Annotated in this window: 22 protein-coding genes; 13 read left to right on the top strand and 9 right to left on the bottom strand. The window is 47.7% G+C overall.

Annotation, left to right across the window (positions count from 1 at the left end; genetic code table 11):
• The first annotated feature begins 26 nt into the window (after nt 1–26).
• Nucleotides 27–1,661 (top strand): glucose-6-phosphate isomerase, encoded by a 1,635-nt coding sequence (pgi, locus tag Undi14_RS10565; protein ID WP_200180084.1) that lies wholly within the window; start codon nt 27–29, stop codon nt 1,659–1,661.
• A 328-nt stretch (nt 1,662–1,989) separates the two neighbouring features.
• Nucleotides 1,990–4,746, top strand: a complete 2,757-nt coding sequence (gene ppc, locus Undi14_RS10560) for a phosphoenolpyruvate carboxylase (protein WP_200180082.1) — start codon at nt 1,990–1,992, stop codon at nt 4,744–4,746.
• 92 nt (nt 4,747–4,838) lie between these two features.
• On the opposite strand, the gene Undi14_RS10555 is transcribed toward ppc, so the two are convergent.
• Nucleotides 4,839–5,963: an ABC transporter substrate-binding protein gene (locus Undi14_RS10555; protein WP_234030530.1), complete on the bottom strand. Its 1,125-nt coding sequence runs from the start codon at nt 5,961–5,963 to the stop codon at nt 4,839–4,841.
• 163 nt (nt 5,964–6,126) lie between these two features.
• Between Undi14_RS10555 and mobB the strand changes: the two genes are divergently transcribed.
• The 3 genes from mobB (at nt 6,127) to Undi14_RS10540 (ending at nt 7,511) form a co-directional block, all read left to right on the top strand.
• Nucleotides 6,127–6,660 carry a molybdopterin-guanine dinucleotide biosynthesis protein B gene (gene mobB, locus Undi14_RS10550; RefSeq protein ID WP_186885195.1) on the top strand — a complete coding sequence of 178 codons (534 nt, stop codon included), beginning with the start codon at nt 6,127–6,129 and terminating at the stop codon, nt 6,658–6,660.
• A 58-nt stretch (nt 6,661–6,718) separates the two neighbouring features.
• On the top strand, nt 6,719–6,919 hold the full coding sequence (locus tag Undi14_RS10545) for a YjfB family protein (RefSeq protein WP_186885196.1): 201 nt from the start codon (nt 6,719–6,721) through the stop codon (nt 6,917–6,919).
• Nucleotides 6,920–7,073: 154 nt separating this feature from the next.
• Nucleotides 7,074–7,511 (top strand): hemerythrin domain-containing protein, encoded by a 438-nt coding sequence (locus tag Undi14_RS10540; protein ID WP_186885197.1) that lies wholly within the window; start codon nt 7,074–7,076, stop codon nt 7,509–7,511.
• Nucleotides 7,512–7,517: 6 nt separating this feature from the next.
• Here Undi14_RS10540 and Undi14_RS10535 read toward each other — a convergent pair whose 3' ends face one another.
• Nucleotides 7,518–7,736: an RNA-binding S4 domain-containing protein gene (locus Undi14_RS10535; RefSeq protein ID WP_190480015.1), complete on the bottom strand. Its 219-nt coding sequence runs from the start codon at nt 7,734–7,736 to the stop codon at nt 7,518–7,520.
• Between the two features lie 316 nt (nt 7,737–8,052).
• Between Undi14_RS10535 and Undi14_RS10530 the strand changes: the two genes are divergently transcribed.
• From Undi14_RS10530 to Undi14_RS10510, 5 genes are all read left to right on the top strand, one after another.
• Complete coding sequence (locus tag Undi14_RS10530; protein WP_186897999.1) at nt 8,053–8,310, top strand: DUF2282 domain-containing protein; 258 nt, start codon at nt 8,053–8,055, stop codon at nt 8,308–8,310.
• 59 nt (nt 8,311–8,369) lie between these two features.
• The gene (locus Undi14_RS10525) at nt 8,370–9,227 is read left to right on the top strand and encodes a DUF692 domain-containing protein (RefSeq protein WP_234030529.1); all 858 of its coding nucleotides are present in this window, start codon (nt 8,370–8,372) and stop codon (nt 9,225–9,227) included.
• Nucleotides 9,224–10,012: a DNA-binding domain-containing protein gene (locus Undi14_RS10520; protein ID WP_200180078.1), complete on the top strand. Its 789-nt coding sequence runs from the start codon at nt 9,224–9,226 to the stop codon at nt 10,010–10,012. The genes Undi14_RS10525 and Undi14_RS10520 overlap by 4 nt, the downstream gene beginning before the upstream one ends.
• Before the next feature lie 240 nt (nt 10,013–10,252).
• On the top strand, nt 10,253–11,779 hold the full coding sequence (locus Undi14_RS10515; RefSeq protein WP_186898002.1) for a S9 family peptidase: 1,527 nt from the start codon (nt 10,253–10,255) through the stop codon (nt 11,777–11,779).
• 14 nt (nt 11,780–11,793) lie between these two features.
• Nucleotides 11,794–12,465 (top strand): OmpW family protein, encoded by a 672-nt coding sequence (locus Undi14_RS10510; RefSeq protein ID WP_186898003.1) that lies wholly within the window; start codon nt 11,794–11,796, stop codon nt 12,463–12,465.
• A gap of 73 nt (nt 12,466–12,538) precedes the next feature.
• Here the strand turns inward: Undi14_RS10510 and Undi14_RS10505 are convergent, their stop codons facing one another.
• Genes Undi14_RS10505 through Undi14_RS10495 form a run of 3 tightly spaced genes read right to left on the bottom strand, consistent with a single transcriptional unit; the run spans nt 12,539 to nt 14,731 of the window.
• Complete coding sequence (locus Undi14_RS10505; RefSeq protein ID WP_234030528.1) at nt 12,539–13,510, bottom strand: GGDEF domain-containing protein; 972 nt, start codon at nt 13,508–13,510, stop codon at nt 12,539–12,541.
• 49 nt (nt 13,511–13,559) lie between these two features.
• Complete coding sequence (locus Undi14_RS10500) at nt 13,560–14,414, bottom strand: HDOD domain-containing protein (protein WP_186898004.1); 855 nt, start codon at nt 14,412–14,414, stop codon at nt 13,560–13,562.
• Nucleotides 14,411–14,731: a hypothetical protein gene (locus Undi14_RS10495; RefSeq protein WP_186885204.1), complete on the bottom strand. Its 321-nt coding sequence runs from the start codon at nt 14,729–14,731 to the stop codon at nt 14,411–14,413. Before Undi14_RS10495 ends, Undi14_RS10500 begins: the two co-directional genes overlap by 4 nt.
• Nucleotides 14,732–14,954: 223 nt before the next feature.
• On the opposite strand from Undi14_RS10495, the gene Undi14_RS10490 reads away from it, so the two are divergent.
• Nucleotides 14,955–15,602: a DUF1345 domain-containing protein gene (locus tag Undi14_RS10490; protein ID WP_200180076.1), complete on the top strand. Its 648-nt coding sequence runs from the start codon at nt 14,955–14,957 to the stop codon at nt 15,600–15,602.
• Between the two features lie 8 nt (nt 15,603–15,610).
• Here Undi14_RS10490 and Undi14_RS10485 read toward each other — a convergent pair whose 3' ends face one another.
• Nucleotides 15,611–16,048: a hypothetical protein gene (locus tag Undi14_RS10485; RefSeq protein ID WP_200180074.1), complete on the bottom strand. Its 438-nt coding sequence runs from the start codon at nt 16,046–16,048 to the stop codon at nt 15,611–15,613.
• 200 nt (nt 16,049–16,248) lie between these two features.
• Here Undi14_RS10485 and Undi14_RS10480 point away from each other — a divergent pair, with 200 nt between their 5' ends.
• Nucleotides 16,249–17,487: a nucleoside recognition domain-containing protein gene (locus Undi14_RS10480; protein ID WP_200180072.1), complete on the top strand. Its 1,239-nt coding sequence runs from the start codon at nt 16,249–16,251 to the stop codon at nt 17,485–17,487.
• Between the two features lie 44 nt (nt 17,488–17,531).
• Here Undi14_RS10480 and Undi14_RS10475 read toward each other — a convergent pair whose 3' ends face one another.
• The 3 genes from Undi14_RS10475 to Undi14_RS10465 all read right to left on the bottom strand — a co-directional run bounded on the left by Undi14_RS10475 (nt 17,532) and on the right by Undi14_RS10465 (nt 21,570).
• Complete coding sequence (locus Undi14_RS10475) at nt 17,532–19,295, bottom strand: M14 family metallopeptidase (RefSeq protein WP_200180070.1); 1,764 nt, start codon at nt 19,293–19,295, stop codon at nt 17,532–17,534.
• Between the two features lie 155 nt (nt 19,296–19,450).
• On the bottom strand, nt 19,451–20,764 hold the full coding sequence (locus Undi14_RS10470; protein WP_200180068.1) for a TRZ/ATZ family hydrolase: 1,314 nt from the start codon (nt 20,762–20,764) through the stop codon (nt 19,451–19,453).
• Nucleotides 20,765–20,925: 161 nt separating this feature from the next.
• Entirely contained in the window at nt 20,926–21,570 is a 645-nt protein-coding gene (locus Undi14_RS10465; RefSeq protein WP_200180066.1) for a hypothetical protein, read from the bottom strand.
• 286 nt (nt 21,571–21,856) lie between these two features.
• Between Undi14_RS10465 and Undi14_RS10460 the strand changes: the two genes are divergently transcribed.
• A complete protein-coding gene (locus Undi14_RS10460) occupies nt 21,857–24,223 on the top strand; it encodes an ATP-binding protein (protein WP_200180064.1) in 2,367 nt (788 codons plus the stop codon).
• Nucleotides 24,224–24,308 lie beyond the last annotated feature (85 nt).

Here is a 24,308-nt window from a genome sequence, read left to right as displayed (position 1 = left end):
ATCCGATAAGGTAAAAAAGCACGCTCATGGCCACTTCTGTTTCCCGCACGCCGATCTGGTGTCTGTTGCAGCAACGCGCAACGAATCTGCCCAGCCTGAAAGAATTGTTCCGCGCTGATCCGCAACGATTCAGCCATTTTTCCGCTTCCGCCTGCGGCATTCTGCTCGACTATTCCAAACAGCGTATCGACACCACGGCGAAGCTGAATCTGCTGGCACTGGCGCGGCAGCAGGATGTCGAAGCGCGGCGCGATGCCATGCTGCGCGGCGAGGCGATTAATCTGACTGAAAACCGCGCAGTGCTGCACACGGTCTTACGTTTGCCGAAAGGTGAAAGTTTTTATCTGCATGGCGACAATATTGCTGCCGACGTGCATAAAGTGCTGGCGCAGATGCGCAGTTTCAGCGATGCCGTGCGCGAAGGGCGCTGGCTGGGCTATAGCGGCAAGGCGATCCGCACGATTGTGAATATCGGCATAGGCGGTTCTGATCTGGGGCCACAGATGGCGTGTATCGCGCTCGCGCCGTGGTCGCAGAAAAATCTGTCGCTGCATTTTGTCTCGAATGTCGATGGCCGCCATGTCGCTGATGCGCTGGCGAATGCCGATCCGGAAACCACTTTGTTCGTGGTCGCCTCAAAAACTTTCTCAACCATGGAAACCCTGACGAATGCCCGCACCGCACGTGAATGGATGCTGGCGCATGGTTGTCCGGCAGAGCAGATTCGTCAGCATTTCGTTGCCTTGAGTACGAATGTGAAAGCGGCAGTCGATTTCGGGATCGCCGAAGAAAACGTCTTTCCGTTCTGGAACTGGGCAGGTGGGCGTTATTCGATGTGGAGCGCGATCGGCTTGTCGATTGCCTTGTATGTCGGCATGGACAGGTTTGAAGAAATGCTGGCTGGCGCGCATGAAATGGATCTGCATTTTGCGCAGGCACCGCTGGAGCAGAATCTGCCGGTGCTGATGGCGCTGATTGGCGTCTGGAATATTAATTTCCTCGGTTTGCATGCCTTGTCGATTGCGCCTTACCACCAGCGCATGACGCGCGTGCCAGCCTATCTGCAACAGCTGGAAATGGAAAGTAATGGCAAATCGGTCACGCGTGAAGGTCAGCGTGTCGATTACACGACCTCGCCGATTTTGTTTGGCGAAGCGGGCACCAACGGGCAGCACGCGTATTTTCAATTGCTGCATCAGGGAGCGACGATTATCCCAACGGACTTCATTGTTGTGGCCGATGATGATGCCGGTTTACCCGGACATAATCAGGCCTTGCTGGCAAATTGTTTCGCGCAGTCGAAAGCGATGGCAATCGGTAAAAGCAGGGAAGAAGTGCGCGCCGAACTCGGTGATTTGCCGGAAAAAATGTTGGCGCCGCGCGTGTTTGAAGGCAATCGCCCGACATCGACGTTGCTGCTGGATAGCCTCACGCCGCGCTCACTGGGCGCGCTGATTGCGCTGTACGAACACAAAGTATTCGTGCAATCGGTGATCTGGGATATCAATGCATTCGACCAATGGGGTGTAGAGCTGGGAAAGTCGCTCGCGCAGCAATTGATCAGCCTCGATCCGGCGGCAGTCAAGGAAGATTACGACAGTTCGACCAAAGGCTTGTTACACGCAGTGAAACGCAGTCAGAAGCTCAAAAAAGCTGCCTGAAATCAGTTGCAAACGATTTACTTAAGCAGGCGGGAGGCGCTGCAGCCGTGTTTTTCGACTGTATGAGCACCGGCAGACATAGCTACGCTGTAAGTCTGTCGTCAACCTTGCTGGGTATGCTCGGTTTAACTGATCATTTTCTGAGGTGGGTTGAAATTTTCTGAATGTCACCGGAATCCGGTGGAAATCCTCAGAAAAAATGACTGCATAGACTATCGGACGCTGCGAATGACTTCGCACAAAGCTTGCAAGATTTTTCATCAATCCGCTGACCCGGCTAACGTACAATTTTCCCAGCACGTATTTTCACTTCCATTACTAACTCAACATGACCGATAAAGACGATGATAAAGACCAGAGCCTGCGTGAAGATATTCGCCGGCTGGGGCGCCTGTTAGGCGATACGGTAAGAAATCAGCATGGGGACGACGCTTTCGACCTGATAGAGCGGGTGCGTCAGAACTCGATACGCTTTCGTCGTGATGCCGATCAGGCCGCACGCGTCGAGCTGGAATCTACCCTGAATACGCTGACCAACGACCAGACCACGCAAGTAATCCGGGCGTTCAGCTATTTTTCACATCTGGTAAATCTGGCCGAGGATCAGCATCATATTCGCCGTTCGCGCGCGCATCAGATCGCCGGTTCGGCGCCGCGTCAGGGCAGTCTTGCGTTCACGATCGACGCTTTGTACAACACCGGTCACAGCACGCAGCAGTTGCTGGATTTTTTTGAGCATGCGCAGGTGGCACCGGTGCTGACCGCGCATCCGACTGAGGTGCAACGCAAGAGCATACTGAATTGCCAGATGGTGATTACCCGTTTGCTGGATGAACGTGATCGCATGCAACTGACGCCGGAAGAATCGAGCGCGAATGAGGAAGCGCTGGCGCGCGCCGTGCTCACGCTCTGGCAGACGCGCATGTTGCGTATGTCGAAGCTGTCGGTGCTCGACGAAGTGGAAAACGGCCTGAGTTTTTACGACTACACTTTCCTGCGCGAATTGCCGCATCTGTATGCGGGGCTGGAAGATCTGCTGGCGTCTAAAGATCCGTCATTACAGCAAATGGAATTGCCGAGTTTTATGAAAATGGGCAGCTGGATCGGTGGCGACCGCGACGGCAATCCTTTCGTGACCGCCCCCATTCTGGAAAAAACACTGGCAATGCAGGCGACGCGTGCATTCAAGTTTTATCTTGAAGAGATACACACGCTGGGTTCGCAGTTGTCGATGGCAACTTTGCTGGTGAAAGTGTCCGACGATTTGCTGGCGCTGGCCCAGCGTTCGCCCGATCATTCGCCGCATCGTGCCGATGAACCGTATCGCCTCGCGATCAGCGGTATTTACGCGCGTCTGGCAGCGACTTATACACAATTGCTCGGTTTGTTGCCGACGATACCGCCCAGTGGTGACGCGACGCCGTATGCGTATGCCGAAGAGCTGGCAGCCGATCTCGATATCATTCACCAATCCTTAATCAGCAATGGTTCTGCGGCGATCACCCGTGGCCGCTTGCGCCATCTGCGTCGTGCGGTGCGAGTGTTCGGTTTCTATCTGGCGCCGCTCGATTTGCGCCAGAATTCCGATGTGCATGAACGTGTGGTTGCCGAGCTGTTGCAAGCCGCGAATCCGGAAATCGATTACCTGTCTTTGAATGAAGATCAGCGGATTGAGGTGCTGGTCAAAGAGATCAGTTCGGCGCGACCTTTGGCATCGCCGTATCTGACTTATTCTGAAGAAACGCAATCGGAACTCGCCATCTACCGCGCTGCTGCGACGGCGAAACAACGCTACGGTGATGGCGCGGTACCGAATTGCATCATCTCAAAAACGGATGGCGTTTCTGATATGCTGGAACTGGCTTTGCTGCTGAAAGAGGCGGGTTTGCTGCATCCGGCAGAAGGGCGTCTCGATGTGAATATCATTCCTCTGTTTGAAACCATCGAGGATTTGCAGAACAGTGCGCCGGTGATGGACAGGCTGTTTGCGATTCCTGCTTATGCGCGTTTGCTCGCCAGTCGTCAACAAGCACAGGAAGTGATGCTCGGTTATTCGGATAGTAATAAAGATGGCGGCTTCCTGACTTCCGGCTGGGAATTGTATAAAGCTGAACTTGATCTGATTCAGGTGTTCGCGCGACATCAGGTGCGTTTGCGTTTGTTTCATGGCCGCGGTGGTTCTGTCGGTCGTGGCGGTGGCCCTAGCTATCAGGCAATACTGGCGCAGCCTGCCGGTGCAGTGCAGGGGCAGATTCGTCTGACGGAACAAGGTGAGGTGATCACTGCGAAATATGGTAATCCGGAAGTCGGTCGCCGCAATTTGGAGGTGCTGGCCGCCGCGACGATGGAAGCGAGTTTGCTGGCGCATCAAGAAGCGCCGCCACGTCCGGAGTTTTTATCGGCAATGGAAGAGTTATCTGCGCATGCCTTTAAAGCCTACCGTCATCTGGTCTATGAGACCGAAGGTTTTGAGCAGTATTTTTGGGAATCGACGGTGATTTCTGAAATTGCTGGTCTGAACATCGGCAGTCGGCCGGCGTCACGCAAAAAATCGACAGCGATTGAAGATTTACGTGCGATTCCGTGGGTCTTCAGTTGGGCGCAATGCCGTCTGATGCTGCCGGGCTGGTTTGGTTTCGGTGCTGCCGTGCAGGCCTATTTGCAGGCACATCCGGACCATGGTTTACAGACCTTGCAAGCGATGTTCCGCGACTGGTCTTTCTTCAGTACCGTGCTGTCGAATATGGAAATGGTGTTGGCAAAAAGTGATATCGGCATTGCCAGCCGCTATGCTGAACTGGTGAAGGATGACAGCTTGCGCCAACGGATTTTCCCACGCATTCAGGCTGAACATGCATTAACGATAGAGGTATTGAAGTCGATTTCCGGGCAGGACGAATTATTGGCAGCGAACCCTTTGCTGGCGCGTTCGATAAGGAATCGTTTCCCTTATCTGTCGCCACTGAATCACGTACAGGTCGAGTTGCTCGAACGTTTCCGGCAGGGCGATACGGACGAACGGGTGCGCCGTGGCATACATTTATCGATTAATGGTATTGCAGCTGGTTTGAGAAACAGCGGCTGATCCGTTGATCGATGCGGAATAATGGATGCAAAAAAAAGCCTCTCGATTTGAGAGGCTTTTTTTATGCGAACTGGCGGCAGAGCATCAGAGTATCAGAACATAAGGCCGCCGCCTTTGCGGAATAAGGCAATGTCAACGTAACTCGACATCCGGTAGCTGCCTTCGTGCGGGGTCAGCAGTATACCTCCCAGATCCATCGTCGATTTCTGGTTGGCGATGGCTTGCAAACCGTCTTTACCTGATTTCGATAACTGAATCGCTTTTGCGAGGGTCTTGGCGACGACGAAACCCTCAAATGTCAGTGAGGATAAATCTTCGTCACGGAATTTTTTCATCATATTGCTGTGCTCGATCTGCACGATGGATTTCTTGCCTTGAGGATTTGGTATGACCTGTGAAAACACGGTCCATTCCAGTGATTTGGCACCGGCGACTTCTGCCAGCGTATCGAGGTTGGTCAGTGACATCCCGGCGACAAATGTTCTTGGCGCATATTTACGGAATTCTTTTAAGAACAAACCCGTACTCAAGGTATCTGCGACGACGATGACGATATTTGGATTTGCTTTCGACAATGCGGCTGATTCACGCTCAATATCGGCAGGAGAACTATTGATGTGCACAATGCCGCTCATCTGCATTTTGCGTTTTTTCACTTCGTTACTCACGTATTGAAACATGTCCTGATTGACGCTGTTTTCCTGCACAGCGATGCCGACGCTTTTGATGCCGAGTTTGTCAAAGTAAGAGAAAATATATTGCATTTCCTGCTCAGGGCTGGGACGCCAGAATAAGACACGATTGCCATAGCTTTTGACAGAGCCTATCAATGGTGCAAACAAGGTTTGTCCACTTTGCACAAATTTAGGCGAGCTGACAACGGCGTCTGTCACTGGTGCCCCGATGCCGCCCAGCATGTATTCTGCTTTATCTTTTTCCAGCAGTTCGGCGACTGCTTTGACCGATTGTGCCGGGATGCCCTGATCGTCTCTGGCGAGATACTTCACTTTTCGTCCATTAATGCCGCCGCTGGTATTCAGACTATCGAAATAGGTGGTGATACCTGCCACATAGTCGCGGCCGATACTGCCATTCGGGCCAGATAAATCAATGGCCTGTCCGATAATAATCTGGTTGTCCTGAGCATAAACCACAGAACTGAGCAGATTGCTGATGAAAACGAGAATGATGGCAAGCTTGCTTGAGAGGACTCTCATATTGAATTTTTGTCGATTGTTGCGGTGCACAGAAGTTTGCCATTGAATTGTTACTACATGACTACATTGCAATTTCACAATCAAACAGGGAGGGCGCTGACTCTGCTTTTGTTTGCGACAGATATGTTTATACTGGCGCTACTATTATTTTAGGGTGCCGCAGATGGCTCAGAACATACTTGGTGTGGTTGGATGGTCAGGCAGCGGAAAAACGACGCTGCTGGAATTTCTGGTGAAGGAGTTGTGTACTCTTGGTCATAGTGTCAATGTGGTAAAGCATAGTCACCATGACATCATTATTGAGCCACCCCAAAAAGATAGTGCGCGCTTTCGCACCGCCGGCGCGGCAGAGGTTTTATTGGTTTCGCCTTATCGCTATGTTATGACACGCGAACTGCGTGGAGAGAGTGAGCCAGCGCTGATGGATATTTTGCCAAGATTGTCGGCATCTGATCTGATTTTTGTTGAAGGGTATAAATGGGAAGCCATTCCCAAAATCGAAGTGTATCGCCCGGCGCTTGGCAAACCTGCCATTTTTCCTGATGATCCGCATATTGTTGCAGTTGCTTCGGATGTGGCCGCCCCAGAGAATCTTCGCCCTGGCCTGGCCTGGCTGGATTTAAACAAGACGACAGATGTGCTGAAATGGATACTTGCTGAATTGCACGAGAAAAATTTTTCGACATCTTTAAAATAAAATTAAAGTAAACCTTATCTTCAGCCGTTAATAGAAACGTTTGATAAGGAGAATTGTCATGGATGTTACAGGTATAGCAAATGTTGCAACGACGCTCGCAGATGTTGGTACCAGCCAGGCAGTGAGTATTGCTGTGTTAAAAAAAGCAATGGATCTCCAGACTGAAAACGCTACCGCATTAATTCAGGCGATTCCGAATGCGAATCAGGTGCAAAATCTTCCGCCGCATCTTGGACAGAACATCAATACCACAGCTTAACTGGTCGTATTGCCGCTCAGCAGCGAAGTAGTTAATACGTTTCTCAAAACAGCGCACTTTTAAGTGCGCTGTTTTTATTTGTCAGATGATCTTTCGCAAGCAATCTTTGAACTGATCAGCCATAATCTCGCTACTTCATTGCACAGGAAAAAACATGACACAAAATACCTGGGGTTGGTCAGACCGGCTGAATTTAAGTTACGCACCGATGGACGATATTCATCATGAATTCGTCGAATTATGCGCGGCATTGTCTGAAAATAATCCTGATACATTTATTCAGCGTCTGGATGCACTGATCGCGCACTCGATTGAACATTTTGAACAGGAAAATCGCTGGATGGAAGAAACGGCATTTCCACCTGCGGGTTGTCACCGGCAAGAACACGAAGCGGTGCTGGAAGTGATGCGCGAGGTGCGTCGCCGTGTTGAAGAGGAGGGCGATAATGAATTGGCGGCGCGTCTTGCTGAAGAGTTGCCGCACTGGTTTGAACATCATGTTGATACGATGGACAATATGCTTGCCCGTTTTATGGCGAATCTGACGGCAGATTCAATCTCTGGTGATGTGCAGGAAAAAGCGTCTGCCTGATTAATATCAGTCAGCGAGGACGCGTATTTCTACATCACCAAGGCGGACAACCTGACCTGCACGGATCTTGGCTGTTTTACGCAATTCCTGTTGCCCGTCAACGCTGACATCGCCGCTGGCAACGATGACTTTGCCAGCGCCGCCGCTTTCGCAGATGCCGACTAATTTCAGTAACTGGTTTAATTCTACAAATTCGCCATTCAGGCTAAAACTCAGTTTTTGCATAGGATCTCCGTTCAGGCATTCAAAAAAGGGCGCAGCATACACCAATTCAAGCTGAGTCGGGAATTTGCCTGATCTGACTGCGCGTTTCATACACAACTGATATTTTGCCAGCATACAGACGATAAAATTCATCGCTGAGTAAAACATTGTCGCCACCCCGATTTGATTTTACTATTACTCGATATGGCGAGCCGGGCTGACTTTTTATTTGCACCCGATGATGTCCTTTGTTATTTTTGTTGTGGTCAGATGTCGTTATCAGAGATTGTAGTGTGCCATCTTTACATCAGACTATGTTACTTTTCAGGATATACAAATGAAGAATAAAGCAATAATTACCGCCGCGCTTGCAGGCTTGATCGGCTCATCCCATGCGTCTGCAGCTGAGCCTGTGAAGAAAGAGAAGTGTTACGGTATCGCGAAAGCGGGGCAGAACGATTGTTCGTCAAAATCAGGCTCGCATTCCTGCGCGGGTCAGGCCAAGAAAGACAATGATCCTGATGAATGGAAAAAAGTACCGGCAGGCACGTGCGAAAAAATGGGTGGAAAAACTGATGCGCCTAAGAGCTCTTAATTAGTCGTTACATCTATTCAGTTGATCCTGCAGATATGCACGGAAAATTTTCCGAGTCCATGAATCCTCATCCTGTCGGTGCCGGTGTCGGCCTGCGTACGCAGCACTATCAGGATTTTCTGACTGCGCCGGTAAATATTCAATGGCTGGAGGTGCATGCGGAAAATTACTTTGGCGACGGCGGGTACGATCTTCATGTTTTACAGCAGTTGCGTAAAAACTATCCTGTCAGCTTGCATGGCGTTGGCCTTGGGCTGGGCTCCGCAAATGGATTTCAAAAAGAACACATTGCAAAGCTGAAACGACTGATCGGATATATCCAGCCTTGTCTGGTTTCGGAACATCTGTGCTGGGGCGCGGTAGCAGGACGAAGTTTGAACGACTTATTACCCATGCCTTTGACCCGGGAATCATTGCACTTGTTTTGCGATCGGGTTGATCATTTACAAAATCAGTTGCAGCAGCGTGTGTTGATTGAAAACGTTTCTACTTATGTTCGTTTTCTGCATGACGAGATGAGTGAGGCTGAGTTCTTATGCCAACTGGTGCAATCTACGGGATGCGGCATTTTGCTTGATATTAATAATTTATACGTGAATCAGGTAAATCACCACGAGAGTGCACTCTCGGCCCTTGACTGCATTACTTCACTACCCGCAGGTTCTGTGGGAGAGATACATTTAGCCGGTCATTTACAGGTGGATGACTGTCTGATTGATAATCATGGTTGTTGTATTGCGGAACCAGTGTGGCAGTTATACGCGCAGGTATGTGAAAGCTTAGGCTCTGATGTCCCGGTACTGATCGAATGGGACACCGATATTCCTGCGCTATCTGTTTTGCTCGGTGAAGCTGAAAAAGCAATGCAAATTCAGACTGGGTCAGTCAGGTCATTTCAGGTTAAAGGACTCGTATGACGGCGCGTGACCTTGCGAGCGTACAGGCGCAATTTGCGGCGGCACTGTTGCAACGACAAAGCACGGTCAACGAGGATTTGCCGTTAACCGAATTGTCACTAAGCAGGTTTTCATATTGCCGCAATAATCTGGCGGCCATATGGTATGCCACGTTAAAAAATGCTTATCCGGTTTTACATCAACTTGTCGGGAATGATTTTTTTTGGCAAATGGCAAGTGAGTATGGATATGCCTATCCTTCGAAGTCTGGTGAATTGAATGAGTTTGGCGCAGATTTACCTTTGTACCTGACAATGTCGGAAAGCAATACTGATTATCCGTATTTTGCAGACGTCGCAAGATTAGAGTGGCAACTGCATCGTTCGTATTATGCGGCGAACTCTCCGGCTTTGAGCTTACCGGTGTTTATCGAAGCAACAGTGTCGCGTGGCCTGAATTTATCCTCTGCAATTTTGCAAAATCATCCGGCGGTGAGTTTGTATGCATCGTCCCTGCGCGGGCTTGATATCTGGCTTGCGCACCAACAATCCGACGTTATTGCTTTTCCATTGCTGGCGGGGCCGCCAAACTATGGATTAATCGTAAGACAGAACTGGAAACCACAAGTCCATCGATTGGAAAAGACGGAGTGGGCAGTGTTAAGTAAATTGTTTCAGGGAGAGAGTCTTGAAAGTGCACTGGACTACGCCCTGCATCAAGACTGTGAATTTCCGATTCAGGCCAGTCTGAACCGTTGGTTTCATTTGGAAATATTTTCAGATGTGGTTCGCTTTTGCGAAGATTAACGGCCAAGCCCCTTTGCCGAAAACAATTGTGAATTTATACTGTCAATTCATCTACATCTATTATTCCATTTAGGGTGTAAACATTTTAAGAATGTTTCCTCTAGATTTATCAATGTAGCTATTAATACATCTGCGCAGGTGACATACTACGCGGTAAGTTTTTAGAACGCTCGTTCCTTTATCTTTTAAGTCAGCGTTTTTAGTAACTTACATACAAATTCTTATAGGAGAGAGACACTCATGCGTCATTATCAAATCGCGCTCAGCCTGTTGTCCGCAGCCGTTTTATCGGCTTGTGGTGGCAGTGGCAGCGAAGGCCCGGCTATTAATACTTCGGTTGCTCGCGGAACCTTATATGCAAACCCACCTAATCTTGTGCCAATTCCACAAGCAAGTGGTCCAGCGCTCACGAAATTAGATCCAGTCGTCTTTAAAGCAATGCTGGAAGCCAAAAAACCAGGTTTGACGCAGGTGACTGGTACTCCTAAGTGTGAAATTTCCACTTACTACATGAAATATGCAACTGTTGGCGGTGCAAACGAAGCAACTGATGCAACAGGCGCGATTATGGTTCCTTCTGGCAGCGACCCGGCATGTACTGGTCCACGTCCAGTATTGTTATATGCTCACGGCACAACAGTTGAGAAGTCTTTCAACATGGCTAATTTGAGAGATAACTCGGAAGCATCCCTGGTTGCTGCAATGTATGCAGCGCAAGGCTTTATCGTTGTTGCTTCAAATTTTGCCGGTTACGACGTATCTTCACTGACGTATCATCCTTATCTGAACGCGGATCAACAAGCTGACGATATGGTGGATTCATTACGTGCTGCCCGTGCTGCATTTCCAAGAATTAATGCGCAGGACTCAGGTAAGTTAGTCATCGCTGGTTATTCACAGGGCGGTCACGTGGCGATGGCAACGCAACGTGCTATGCAGCAAAAATATGCATCCGAGTTTAAAGTCACAGCTTTAGCCGGTATGTCTGGTCCGTATGCGATGGCTTTATTGGGTGATGCGGTTTTTGCGGGTAGTCCGAATGCAGGTGGCACCGTATTTTTGCCAATGATAACAACAGCATGGCAGAAATCTTATGGCAACATCTACGCGTCGGCGAATGAGATTTATGAAGATAAATATGCCACAGGAATTGAAACCCTGATTCCAGGTGGATTGACAATGACCGATTTGTTCACCACAGGTAAATTGCCTTCTTTAGCTATGTTTGCTAAAGACTCTTTGCCAGGTCCTTCAACACCGGCATTCAGTGGATTTTTTGGTGATGGTAACCTGATTAAAACGAGCTATCGCAATGCCTACCTTGCAGATGCTCAGAAAAATCCATGTGGTACAAATCCAGCGGATCCGTTGAATTGTTCACCAGCTAACGCTTTCCGTAAAGCCGGAGTCAAAAACGACTTGCGTAATTACGTTCCAAACGTCCCTGTCATGTTATGCGGTGGTGGCAGCGATCCTACAGTGTTTTTTGCCAGCACACAGGCTACAGCGGGATTCTTCCTCGCCAAGGGTTTCCCAAGCGCATATCTGACAACGCTTGATGTGGATACAAATCCAACCAGCGCAGCGGATCCTTTTGCTGCCGCAAAAGTTGGTTTTGCTCAGTCTAAAGCAGGTGTTATTGCTGCTGCGGTTGCAGCAAAACAAGATCCTGCTACTGCTGTTGCCAGTGTGTATCACGGCACTTTGGTTCCTCCGTTCTGTAATGCTGCAGCACGTGGTTTCTTCCAACAAGTTCTGGCTAAATAATCGGGAGAATGACCATGAAAAAAACTAAAATGATTGCAGCACTGGCGTTAGCTTTGTCAGCTTCTTCCGCTTTTGCTTACGACAACACAGTGAAAGCTGGCGTCATCGGACTTTGGATTCATTCCGACTCGCCGGATTTTACAAGTAATGGCCCAGCTTATTTGACGCCACAGCCTGCCGGCTTAACCGTTGGTGATGGCAAGACCTTGATGTTTGGTTTTACACGTAAATTGAACGATCACTTCGATCTCGATTTTACTGCTGGCTTACCTCCTGAGCATAAAGTGTATGGTCGCGGCACGATGGGGCCGTACGGAGTCATTGCGAAAGTTAAGCAACGGGCGCCGACGCTGTTCGTGAACTACAACTTTGGTGCGCCATCTGAAAAGATACGTCCATTTGTTGGTCTCGGTCTTAACTACACACAGTTTTTTGACGCAACTACAACACCATCGAATGATATCGCTACCGGTGGTCCGACAAAGTTGAGTTTGAAAGAGTCGTTTGGTCTTGCTGGTCAAGTCGGTATCAAATATCAATTTGATGATCGCTGGTCTGTCACTGGTGCTATTGTTGCAGCGAAAGTGAAGACCGATCTGACGGCGATTACTGGCAGTATTGAGCGCAAAACGACAATTGATTTCAGACCTGTAGTTGTGACGCTCGGTGTCGGTTACAGCTTTTGATAAAAACAGTGGTTTGAAATAAAAAAGGGTTCGATATTCGAACCCTTTTTTTCATCCTGCGTCTGCGAAAAGATCACGCTGCCACTTGATTTCTGCCTGCATCTTTCGCGCGATACAGCGCCGCATCCGCGGTTGAAATCAATTGCAAAAAGTCTTGTTCGGCTTGAAGTGTCGCAACGCCGAAAGAACCCGTGATATGTGGCAGCGGCTTTTTCGCATCAGGGAATACTTTGGTCTTGCTCAAGCGGGTACACAAACGCTGAGCTACCCCTATCGCCGCTTTTTGAGTGGTTCCCGGCAAAATGACGATCATTTCTTCACCACCGTAGCGAGCGGCAAAATCGGTTGGCCTTAATCCCGCATTCAATACTTTAGCCGCTGTTTGCAATGCGTCATCGCCCAGCAAGTGGCCGTATTCGTCATTGAAGCGTTTAAAATGATCCAGATCGACCAGAATAATACTGAGTGGATTACCACTCACATGTGCGTGTTCTATCATCGGTGGTAGCTGTGCATTCAACCAGGCGCGGTTATGCAGTCCGGTCAAGCCGTCAACCATGGATAACTGGCGATAGAATTCGCCGACTTTTTGCCTACTGCGGATTTGCGCGTTTGCAGTACGGATTCTGAACGATAAAAGTTGCAACAGGTTACGTGCCACACCGTTAGATTGATCGATCAGTTGCCATAAGGTTTCAGCTTCAATGACAAGCAGGTCACTATCGGATAATGCAGAAATTGTTGCTGAATGAATTTCCTCATCCAGTACGGATATTTCACCGACACATTCCCCCGGCAGATACTGGGTGATGGAATTTTCTATGTGATTATTGTCTTCATTGAGTTTGGTTATGCCGAGAGCGCCATTCAGTACGATGAACAGACGGGAGCCAGAGCTGTTTGCATCCAGTACGATTTGTCCGGCTCTTGCTTTTACGATCGGACAATCTTTGATGATATTCCGGATGAGCTGAAGATTTTCATCAGTTATATCGCGAAATAAATGAATATCTTCGATCCGGTATTTCGCATCTTTAAAATACATCAATTGTTCCAAAATCGTTTTATCCAGATACATGAGTCAATAATCGTGTTCAAATTAAAATCTGATTCAGTGCCTCAACCCGCATTTCAGTTTCACGGAATATGCCAAGGTACTCTGTTTCGCTAAGGGCTAGCGTATCCCAAGCATGTGCTGACAGCAAGGGGACAACATCATTTTTTTCATCGGCGAGATCGAGCGCATGCACCACAGCATCTGCGACGTGGACAACAGATGCCAGTGGATGTATGCCGGCTATGTCCGGGCAATGGTGGCCTCTGATCGCATCCTGAATTGCTTCTGCAAAAAACCATTGCTGCGCTAGTGCCAGCCCCGCATCGACATGGTCTATGCCCATGATTTCACGTTCCGCATCAAGCAAATAACAATCCTTGAGTTGCCGATGCTTAATGACTTCTGCATATTTTTCAGGATAATAGGTCACCAGAACCAAGCGACCAATGTCATGCAAAAGTCCTGCCGTAAACGCAAAATCATGTTTCATGTGAAGTGCCCGGGAAATTAATTCAGCACAAATGGCGGTTGCCACGCTGTGTCGCCAGAAAGCCTGAAAATTAAATCCCTCGCAGTACGATGCAGAGCTGCGGTTGGCAAGTATCGTCAGACGAACCAGATTCTTGATCTTTTCAACACCGAGCAAGGCAGTTGCCTGCTGAATCGTCACTACTCTTGAATTAACACCAAAATGTGATGAGTTGACCAGACGCAGTACCTTGGCAGTGATGGCATGGTCCATCGCAATCTTTTCGTTGATTAAATCCAGACTGCTGTTTTCATCTTCCAGAACGGAGACCAGCTCACGCGCAACGGCTGGCAGCATTGGCAGATCTTTCATATGCTTGATCATGTCCTGCAGAAGCGCATTTTTTTCAACATCTGTTTTCATGTTGAGTCTCCTTCGCGGTAATGCTGTATGTATTTTTGTAGCAGATTCAGAGGTCTTTCGGCAGGATACTTCCGAAACAACAATGGAATACGTTCAATTTTATGTTGACGCTCTTCCAGCTCGTCCGGGCTGGGGGTATTGTCTTTCTCTATGCATAGCTGACTGATTCCATGCGTCGCAAGGGAATGCAGCATGTTTTCGCTTAAAGTTGTTCCGGCAGGAAGCAGAATATGACCGACCTTATCAAGCAAATCATCTGCCAGTATCATCCCGGCAGTAACCTTGTTCAGCGATAAGTAATGACTATGTTTGTTCATTTTGCAGGCTCCCGATTCAGGTGCTTATCTCATCACACATATTGCCGGATATTTGGAAACGCGAAATGTTCTTCATTTAAAAAATCTACATTTTGCAACAGAGTGATCATGCTTTCTTTGCATACATCCAAGCGAACTGCTTATCTCAGTGGCTATACTACACCTCATCTTGAAAGTTTCTATTGATACATGTTCACAAATATATATATAAAGGTCGGAAACAGTGAGTAATCTTTTATTGCACAGGCCACGTCTGGTGGCTACTTTTTTGATCGCGACAATAGTGGCAGTATTTTTACCCGAGACCTGGGCATTTTCAACGCGTGCGTTATTTTGCTGGAATATCGGCGTGTGGTCGTATCTCGCTTTGATGGCATGGTTGATGGTTCGTGCAAAAAATTACCATGTCCGCGAGATGGCGATGGAAGAAGATAACAGTGCGGTTGCTGTACTCGCCTTATTATCAATTTCAGCAACGATCAGTCTTGTGGCGATTGTGATAGAACTGACTGGTACCCGTGCATTAGCACCAGACCTGCGGGCGCTTAAATATATATTTGCAGGAGTCACCGTCTTGGGTTCCTGGGCTTTACTGGGTGTGGTGTTCTGCTTCCATTACACGCTGTTGTTTTACAATTCTCCGGAACAGCAGCGAGCATTGCGTTTTCCGGATAATGAACAGATGCCAGACTATTGGGATTTTCTTTACTTCTCGTTCACGATTGCGGTTGCCGCACAGACTTCCGATGTTTCTGTCGCTTCCCATAGCGCGCGTAAAACGGTGTTGGCGCAATCTGTGTTGAGTTTTTTCTTCAATGTTGCCGTGCTGGGGTTTTCTATTAATATTGCGGCCGGACTCGTCGGCAACTAAATCAAGCATTAGTCTTCTCTGTGATGATGTCTGCGTCGCTCTCTCCATTCATGCTCTTCATACCGATCTGCCCGCCAGACCTCACGCTCGCGCCAGGGCCGGCCATAGTTTTGTTCGACGTACTGATGATACACATACGGTTGAGGTGAACTCAGTACGACAGGAATGCCACCGAAACGTGCATCGATATTAATGAAATAAGGGAGTCGGCTATTTGCTTCCCATCTGCGTCCATCTGACCAATACCATGTTTGCGATTGTGGCGAGAAGTACACCTGACGTGACGGGTAATAAATATAATTGTAGTTCCGGACTGGCTCTGCTTCATACCTGTCGTGATGCCAATGGCGCCAGCTGTGATCATGAGCTTCCGCAATCTGCCAGACGCCGGCAGTGAGCACGCAGGCAATGATGGCGGTGACTGTTTTAAATCTGAAATTAGACATGTCATTTTCCTGAAACGGGGTGATCAGATAACGTCTTGTGACTCGCCCTCGCTGACAAAAGAAAATAAATACTCAGGAAAATACTGCAACAAACTGTTACTGCTATACCTCGTACTTATACCTGAATCCGAAAAAATCATTCGGCGGTACTTTGTTTTCATGTTAAAAAGATTCCACTTGTAATCTCATATTCTGGCGCTATGGCACTTAATTATATTTGGATAGGTTTTTTTCTGATCAGCTTTATCGCCGCTTTAGGGCAGTGGATTTATCTCGGCGATGTTGAGGTATTCAAACGGATTATCGATGGTACTTTTGACTCTGCGAAAATAGGTGTGATGGAAATCGCCTTACCCTTGGCCGGTGTCATGACCTTGTGGTTAGGGATCATGAATATTGGTGAGAAAGCGGGCGCCATCAATTTATTAGCGAAAATTATTGGGCCTTTTTTTGCCAGAATTTTTCCGGGCGTTCCGCAGAGTCATCCGGCGAACGGGCATATGGTGATGAATTTTTCGGCGAATTTGCTCGGTCTCGATAATGCTGCGACGCCGTTTGGTCTGAAAGCGATGGAAAGTCTGCAAACGCTCAATCCCAAAAAAGACGAGGCAAGTGACGCGCAAATCATGTTTTTGGTTTTGCATACATCGGGCCTGACGCTGATTCCTCTGGCGATCATGGCGCAGCGCGCGGTTCTCGGAGCGAAAGATCCATCCGATATTTTTATTCCATGTCTGATCGCGACGTACGTCGCAACTGTCGTCGGTCTGATCGCTGTGGCTATCTGCCAGAGAATTAATTTATTTAACCGGGTAGTGATGTCCTGGCTCGGTGGCATCAGTGCTTTTATTATTGGCATGGTCTGGTATCTGAGTCAGCACATGAGCCGCGCAGAAATTGAGGTTTTCTCTAAAGTCAGCAGTAATTTGCTGTTGTTCTCGATTATTGTTGCGTTCATTCTTGGCGCCATGCGTAAAAAGGTGAATGTCTATGAGGCATTTATCGAAGGCGCAAAAGGGGGGATGCAAACGTCGTTGACGATCATCCCTTATCTGGTCGGGATGTTAGTGGCGATTGGAGTACTGCGAAATTCCGGCGTGTTGGGATTTGTTGTCGCCGGTTTTAACTGGTTTTTTACACAGATAGGCGTCAATACGGATTTCACTTCTGCATTACCCACTGCATTAATGAAACCTTTGAGCGGCAGCGGCTCGCGGGCGATGATGGTGGATGCGATGAAAACCTATGGTGTCGATTCTTTTGTCGGGCGTCTGGCTTGTATTTTTCAGGGATCTGCAGACACCACTTTTTATATCGTCGCACTGTATTTTGGTTCTGTCGGCATCCGTAAAACCAGATATGCGATTTCAGTGGGATTGATCGCTGATTTTGCCGGCGTTATCGCTGCGATTTTTGTTGCTTACTTATTTTTCCACTAATTTGATTTACTTCAATGAATGAGGAGGTTTGCTCCTCATTCATTTTATTTGGGAAAAATATTTGTTCTGAAGATCGGGTACTGTTGATATTGCTGATCCCAGGATGAGTGGCGACGGGCAAAGAACTCTAAACGCGCCTGCGGGCTTTTAGCAAAATCGGCATCGTCTTTCAGTTTTTTTTCAAAGATGGATTTGAGTTCAGGGTTAGCCGCCAATTGTTCGCGTGCAACATCTTCCGCGACGTATGCTTCCATGTATTCTTTTTTCTCGAAAGCATTATTGAAAAACCCCCATCTGACGAGTGCATCCGGTGCCTGTGGCTCAAATAGCGCGGCGACCAGCGCAGCTTTAGGTTGAGCAGAGGGAATAAATAAAGAACCTTTGCCAAAAGACGCCTGATCGCCAGTCCATTCCCCTTTTAGTTGCAGTGTTTGATGGCTTTCCGTTGACTGTGGTGACAATATCGCTTTCGTCGCGTTGAAGCGTTCTACTGCGATGTTGTTAAGCGCGTTGCCGAGTGATTGAAATTGTATTCCGTGAGTTCTTAATTTATGAATGACGATTCTGGCGTAGGATGCCGGAACAATATATCCCGCTTGCGGCATCGTGATGTAGGTATCGGGGATAATTTCATCGCGCAGTTTGACTTGCCATATTTGTGGCTTGCTTTCGTCGTATCTCGTCATTAATGCACCGGAAATTTCTGACGGCTTTCTGGTGTATGCATAACCCCGGAAATCAATCAGGTGAGATTTATCCGTCGTCTTGTAAGTAACAGGGACAGGTTTGCCTGCCATTTTTATTGAGCGTAAATCTGCTTCTGAGGCGATTTTTTCCCATTCATTACCGTATCGTGCAACTTGTTCCAGAATGGAGGTGATCGTATTTTTGGTAATTCTGACCCGGGCCGCGTAATTTTTCCAGGAATGGGTTTCTACCAGTATGCCAAAGCGATTTCTTAATTGAAAATAGCCGTGTGAAAAGCGCGGCGCAGGTACTCCGTCAACAAATCCAGACGCTGGATCATCTTCCTTGTCAAACGACATGTAAAACGGTTGAGGCAAAGAGCCCGTCTTGCTGAGATCCGCCAGTACATTTTCCTGCAGTTTTTTTCCTGCTGCTTTTAAGCCTTCATCTCCTGCGTGCAGCGGTTCCACCTGAATTGAAATGTCATGCTCAAATTTTGCCCCGTCAGTAACATGCAGATCAACGTTAACCAAAGGGTCCCAGTGATTGATCAGGCGCAACATAGATTGCATTTCAACGGTATCTGCTTTGACGTAATCACGATTCAGATTGTAGTTCTGTGCCGTGGTACGCCACCCCATTTCTTCAGGCCCGCGCTGGTTTGGTCGATTCCAGCGACCAAACCTTTCATGTCCATCAACGTTGAACACGGGAATAAAAATAAACACCTGTTTATCTAAAATGTCGTTTGTTGCCGTGTTGTCCAGTAACTCTCTTAAAGCAAAAAATCCAGCGTCCTTTCCATCAATTTCGCCTGCGTGAATTCCTCCCTGAATCAAGGTAACGGGAATATGCTTTTCTTTTGCAAGATAGGGGGTGAACGCATTTGTCCTGGTGGCGATGAGCGCCAGCATCGGACGGCCTTCGGGTGTTCGTCCGAATTCCTGACAACGGACTAGCTTAGGGTAATTTTTCTGGAAATTACGGCAGAGGGTTTCGACTTCTTCGTAACGCCCGGTCTTTTGAAAGTTACTCTGTTCGGCAATCGTACTAAGATTTTCCGCTGCCAGGCAGATACTGCTGCTGAATAAAAATGTTAAATAAATTGGTAAACGTTTCATTGTGAACGAGAGTAAAAGATGGTCGGAATGATCTCTGCGCAAATGCATGCAGGTGTCTGTTTCCTGAAAATCGGGCAAACATGATGCTTGTACAGGTCTTTGCCCTTCGCAATCGCAAACCGACACGCAGGCTTCAACTGGCACCAGATACCTGGTCAATCATTGACAATACGTGCCTGCCACCACTTTGCTTTTGCAAGCAAATTCGGTTCAACTAAAGTTGTTAACTGGCGATTTTCCATTAAGCATTGCCCATTGACCCAGACATGACTGACTTGTTCCCGGCCCGCTGCATAAATAACCTGAGATACGGGATCGAAAACAGGTTGAGTTTCAATGGCGAAAAGGTCGATAGCAATAATATCGGCCTGTTTTCCTGCAATCAGGCTACCTATCCGATCTTCCAGCCCCAGCGCTCTGGCACCTGACAACGTTGCCATCTCTAATGCTGAGTGCGCATCCAGCGCGGTGGGGTCATTTGACTGCGCTTTTGCGAGCAAAGCTGCTAAACGAAGATCACCCAGTAAGTCCAGTTTGTTATTACTTGCGGCACCATCAGTGCCTATACCGACATTGATGCCCGCCGCCTGCATTGCATGGATACGGGCGAAGCCTGAAGCGAGCTTCAAATTGCTGGCTGGATTGTGCGCAATGTGTACGCCGGTACGGGACAGGAGGGAAATGTCGTCATCGTCAGCATGCACCATATGCGCGGCGATCAGGCGATTGCTTAATAATCCTAGTTGATGCAGACGTTGCAGCGGCCTCATGCCGTGTTGTTTCAGGCTGTCACTCACTTCCTCTGCGGTTTCATGAATATGGCAGTGAATTCCCATGCCATGTTTTTCTGATAGTTCAATAATTTTTCTGAACGTATCATCTGCAACGGTATAAGGCGCATGGGGTGCGAGTCTGAATCCAACACCGTCCTGATTCGCAAATGCGGTTGATGCTTCAATCGCTTTATCCAGATATTCGCCAGCATTTTGTGCGAATCCGGTCGGAAATTCCAGAATACTGCAACCGACTATTGTGCGCATTCCTGCTTGCAGGCCAGCTTTTGCCACCGCCTGATGATGAAAATACATATCATTGACTGTGGTTGTTCCGCCACGGATCATCTCAGCCATTGCATACAGCGTTCCATCGAGTACAAATTCATCTGACACATGTTTCTTTTCTGCTGGCCAGATGTGGTGATTCAGCCAATCCATCAGAGCCAAATCATCTGCCAGACCACGCAACAGGCTCATGGCAGAATGGGCATGGAGATTGATAAAGCCAGGGGTCAGCGCATGCTCTTTCAATTCAATGTGTGTGGCGTCCTGATAACGCAAGCGTACATCTGATTCTGGGAGAACTGCTATGATTTTTCCGTTCTGCATTACCAGTGAATGAGCAAGCAACACAGTCGCTTTGGGTTCAACGGGAATCAGATATTTGGGATGTAGGCAGGTAATTGATTTCATGGCATTCCTCTGGACGGGAAGGCCATTATATCGGGCGGATGAGCTTCGCTCAATTTACCGAGAGACGATCTGTTTTAGCTGCGTAAATAATGCAGTGAATGCCACTATGGCAGTTCATAAAAAATACCGTCAGCAGAGCGGTATTTTTACTATCAGCATGTTTAATTCGGTAATTGTTTCGACAGCGCCTTCGCATTCGTCAGCGTATCGTTCAACACAGAAATCAGAAGCGAACGGGTTAATTGTGATTTAGTCGTGTAGCCATCTATTGCAAACTGGCTGCTGACTTTTTCTTCAGGCGCGTAGCCCGGTTGACCAGTGCGTAAGATAATCCGGATGTCATTTTTTCCTAATTTACCACGAACAACTTTGACCAGTTCCAGTCCCGCATCCACTGTCTCCATGACGACATCGAGTAAGATCAGAGACAGGTCATCATTCTGTACAATCAGTTCTTCAGCTTCTTTGGCAGAGTAAGCATGCAGGAATTCCAGTGGACGACCATGAATACGAACACCATTTAACGCAAGTACGGTTGTTTCGTGAACGTTACTATCGTCGTCTGTAATCAGGATTTTCCAAGGATGAACAGCAGTTCCCAGAGAAAAATTCGGTTCATCTTCTTCGAGAAAGTCGATGATGTCGTCTTGCGACTCATCTGGAGATGAGGCATTTTTTCGACGGCAATAAGAAATAAAAAAATCAATATTGCATAGCGAGAGACGATCTGGCGTCTGTCTGTTGCCCATACCGTAATCGGTGCTTTCTTTTCGCAAGCCGGGCATGTGACTGTGTTGTTGTTCCATCAGTGCTCTCCCTAGTGCTTGAAAATATTTGTTTTCAGTTCTTATCTTATGTGAAGTGCCGATCTTTATCAATACTCTGATTGGCTGATGTTATTTCAGCCGAAACTTGTTGTAATAAGTCATTTATTTTTCTGATGTTGTTTGGCAAATGTTAGTATTCAATAGATTTAATACTGATTGAATGCAGGAATCATGACACGCTGCTGCGGTCATCGGGAAGCGAAAAATCCACCTTCTTGATTTGTATTAAAGGGGCGTGACGATTTCGGGGGATATTTAGTATTTTATGTTGCCGACAAACATGTTCTCCTTCAATGGCTTTTCAATTATTTTGTTTTTGTTGACGTCGCTGACCCTGATTCTCCTGAAGCCACCTTTTAAATTGCCACACTCCTTACCGCATTGGTGTGCAGCATTTCTGTGTCTGGCTTGTGCTCAGGCGCTGAGTTTCTCTCGCGCCTGGCCAGTGCTCACCGTCGTACTTGAGAAAATTTTTCTGTTCGGTTTTTCATTTCTTTTTTATCTTGGTCTGCGTACTTTTACGCAGAAAAAAAATGATCAGAAACCGCTCTTGATTGTATTTTTCTTTGCCAGCTTCTGTCTGTTTTTCACGCATTTCAATCCGTCATCGCCATTGTTGGTATCACTGTCAGAAACGATTTTCCCTGCTTTGCTAATGTGTTTGTCAGCATTATCGGTACTGTCAATGCGCTTCCGGTTCGAGCAAGAGTATTGTCAGGGAAAGCACATTGCCTATTTGCTGTCTGGATTGTTATTTGCAGAGGCAATGTTGTTGCTCGGTTCTGTTTTTTATTCCGGACGGGCAGCAGAGCGGCTTGTTGTTGACAATGTATTGCTTTGCATTCAGCTAGTATTAGCGTTTTCGACGATGCTGCTGATGTTGCATCAATCAAACCATGCCAGCAGCGGTCTCACAGGTTCGCAGCCTGAAACACAAAACCGTTTCAAAGAAGTGGCAGGATCTGAGGATCGTGTCGCTTTGTTTGAAACGGTATTTCAATTGGTTCCCGATACCGTAACAATTACCAGACTCGATACCGGTCAATATCTCGATGTGAATCGTAATTGGGAGCCAATGTCAGGGTATTCACGCGAGGAGGCCATTGGGCGTACCTCGACTGAATTGAATTTGTGGGTCAATCCGGAACAAAGAAGAGAACTCGTCGCACGCGTAGCACATGAGGCAGAAGTGAGAAATATGCAAGCGGCATTTCGCCACAAGGACGGGCGCATATTTCAGTGCCGTATTTCAGGTACGCGTTTCAGCTTAAACGGATGCGAATATCTGATGCTGACTTCACGCAATATTGATATGGAAATAGCGACAGAAAATGCGCGCCAGATAGCTGAGACAATGTTGCGGGAGAATGAAAAAAAATATACCACGCTGTTTCAGTTGTCACCCCTGCCTTTGGGGTTAATTGATGTCAGTTCGCATCGAATGATAGAAGTCAATGACGCATGGTTGACGCAGTTTAAATTTGATCATCGTCACGTCATCACAGATGTGCAGATGTGTGATTTCTGGGTGACTCCGGAGCAGCCTGATGCCGCTATCCGGTCTTTGTTGAATCATAAAGAGATAAATCAGATCGAAGTTGTGGTGAGAAACAGCGTTGGCGTTGATGTCATTTGCCTCATGTCTGCACGCCTGCTGGATATGAATTCAAAGACTGTATTTATTTTTTCTTTAATGGATGTGACGCGGCAATATCAGGTGGAGAAAGAAATTCGGGAGATGTCAGCAGAGTTAGAAATTCGCGTCAGGCAGAGGACTCAGAATCTGGAGGATGCGAACGCGGAATTGGCTTCCGTAGTGGAGTCATTGCGTCGGGCACAGGAAAAATTGATACGCTCAGAAAAAATGGCGGCATTAGGCTCGTTAGTCGCAGGCATTGCGCATGAACTGAATACGCCCTTAGGGAATAGTGTGACGGTCGCCAGTACCTTGCAAGATCAGACCACGGAGTTTTCACAGACGCTGACTAATGGGCAATTGAAGCGCTCGGCACTGAATCAGTACATTGAGGTAGCGACGCATGGAACTGAATTATTGATGCGGAATTTAAGTATTGCGCGCGACCTGATCGCCAGTTTTAAGCAGGTTGCCGTTGATCAATCCAGCAGCCAGCGCAGGATTTTTGATCTTGCCACGGTACTCAATGAGATCATCGCGACGCTGTCTCCTATGTATAAAAAGGGACCGTACATTTTAAAAACGAATTTTGCTGAAAAAATCGAAATGGATAGTTACCCGGGGCCCTTAGGACAGATTCTGACTAATTTCGTGACAAATGCATTGATACACGCGTTTGACGGCAGAGATGATGGCGAAATGTCGGCGAATAGTCGCTTGCTGAATGAAAAACAGGTTGAGATTGTTTTTTCGGATAACGGCGTGGGTATTACCGATGCGGACCAAAAGCGAGTTTTTGATCCATTTTTTACTACCAGACTCGGACAAGGCGGATCAGGTCTGGGTATGCACATTGTCTATAATCTCGTGACGGACGTCTTAGGGGGAGAAATTCGCCTGCAAAGCATACCTGGTGCCGGTACCAGTTTTACTTTATTGTTGCCTCTGGTCGCTCCTCACATATCACTTGAAAGTGATGCCATCGCAATCCAATAGAGTCAGTCTTCCATTCTTATCAGTCCACCGGGCAAGGTTGCGGCTGGATTTTTCTTTCTGGTGAACTTTATTTATTGTTATCGGT

The organism is Undibacterium sp. 14-3-2, from assembly GCF_016595265.1.
Taxonomy (GTDB): domain Bacteria; phylum Pseudomonadota; class Gammaproteobacteria; order Burkholderiales; family Burkholderiaceae_D; genus Undibacterium; species Undibacterium aquatile.
This window is presented reverse-complemented; position numbering and strand designations above follow the sequence as displayed.

What these genes read in the sequence shown, in the direction of transcription:
- Undi14_RS10470 (WP_200180068.1), bottom strand. Translation starts at nt 20,764, where the DNA reads ATGAAATCAATTACCTGCCTACATCCCAAATATCTGATTCCCGTTGAA.
- Undi14_RS10480 (WP_200180072.1), top strand. Translation starts at nt 16,249, where the DNA reads ATGGCACTTAATTATATTTGGATAGGTTTTTTTCTGATCAGCTTTATC.
- Undi14_RS10460 (WP_200180064.1), top strand. Translation starts at nt 21,857, where the DNA reads ATGTTGCCGACAAACATGTTCTCCTTCAATGGCTTTTCAATTATTTTG.
- pgi (WP_200180084.1), top strand. Translation starts at nt 27, where the DNA reads ATGGCCACTTCTGTTTCCCGCACGCCGATCTGGTGTCTGTTGCAGCAA.
- Undi14_RS10515 (WP_186898002.1), top strand. Translation starts at nt 10,253, where the DNA reads ATGCGTCATTATCAAATCGCGCTCAGCCTGTTGTCCGCAGCCGTTTTA.
- Undi14_RS10465 (WP_200180066.1), bottom strand. Translation starts at nt 21,570, where the DNA reads ATGGAACAACAACACAGTCACATGCCCGGCTTGCGAAAAGAAAGCACC.
- Undi14_RS10530 (WP_186897999.1), top strand. Translation starts at nt 8,053, where the DNA reads ATGAAGAATAAAGCAATAATTACCGCCGCGCTTGCAGGCTTGATCGGC.
- mobB (WP_186885195.1), top strand. Translation starts at nt 6,127, where the DNA reads ATGGCTCAGAACATACTTGGTGTGGTTGGATGGTCAGGCAGCGGAAAA.
- Undi14_RS10540 (WP_186885197.1), top strand. Translation starts at nt 7,074, where the DNA reads ATGACACAAAATACCTGGGGTTGGTCAGACCGGCTGAATTTAAGTTAC.
- Undi14_RS10485 (WP_200180074.1), bottom strand. Translation starts at nt 16,048, where the DNA reads ATGTCTAATTTCAGATTTAAAACAGTCACCGCCATCATTGCCTGCGTG.
- Undi14_RS10475 (WP_200180070.1), bottom strand. Translation starts at nt 19,295, where the DNA reads ATGAAACGTTTACCAATTTATTTAACATTTTTATTCAGCAGCAGTATC.
- Undi14_RS10525 (WP_234030529.1), top strand. Translation starts at nt 8,370, where the DNA reads ATGAATCCTCATCCTGTCGGTGCCGGTGTCGGCCTGCGTACGCAGCAC.
- Undi14_RS10545 (WP_186885196.1), top strand. Translation starts at nt 6,719, where the DNA reads ATGGATGTTACAGGTATAGCAAATGTTGCAACGACGCTCGCAGATGTT.
- Undi14_RS10535 (WP_190480015.1), bottom strand. Translation starts at nt 7,736, where the DNA reads ATGCAAAAACTGAGTTTTAGCCTGAATGGCGAATTTGTAGAATTAAAC.
- Undi14_RS10555 (WP_234030530.1), bottom strand. Translation starts at nt 5,963, where the DNA reads ATGAGAGTCCTCTCAAGCAAGCTTGCCATCATTCTCGTTTTCATCAGC.
- Undi14_RS10505 (WP_234030528.1), bottom strand. Translation starts at nt 13,510, where the DNA reads ATGTATTTTAAAGATGCGAAATACCGGATCGAAGATATTCATTTATTT.
- Undi14_RS10520 (WP_200180078.1), top strand. Translation starts at nt 9,224, where the DNA reads ATGACGGCGCGTGACCTTGCGAGCGTACAGGCGCAATTTGCGGCGGCA.
- Undi14_RS10510 (WP_186898003.1), top strand. Translation starts at nt 11,794, where the DNA reads ATGAAAAAAACTAAAATGATTGCAGCACTGGCGTTAGCTTTGTCAGCT.
- Undi14_RS10495 (WP_186885204.1), bottom strand. Translation starts at nt 14,731, where the DNA reads ATGAACAAACATAGTCATTACTTATCGCTGAACAAGGTTACTGCCGGG.
- ppc (WP_200180082.1), top strand. Translation starts at nt 1,990, where the DNA reads ATGACCGATAAAGACGATGATAAAGACCAGAGCCTGCGTGAAGATATT.
- Undi14_RS10500 (WP_186898004.1), bottom strand. Translation starts at nt 14,414, where the DNA reads ATGAAAACAGATGTTGAAAAAAATGCGCTTCTGCAGGACATGATCAAG.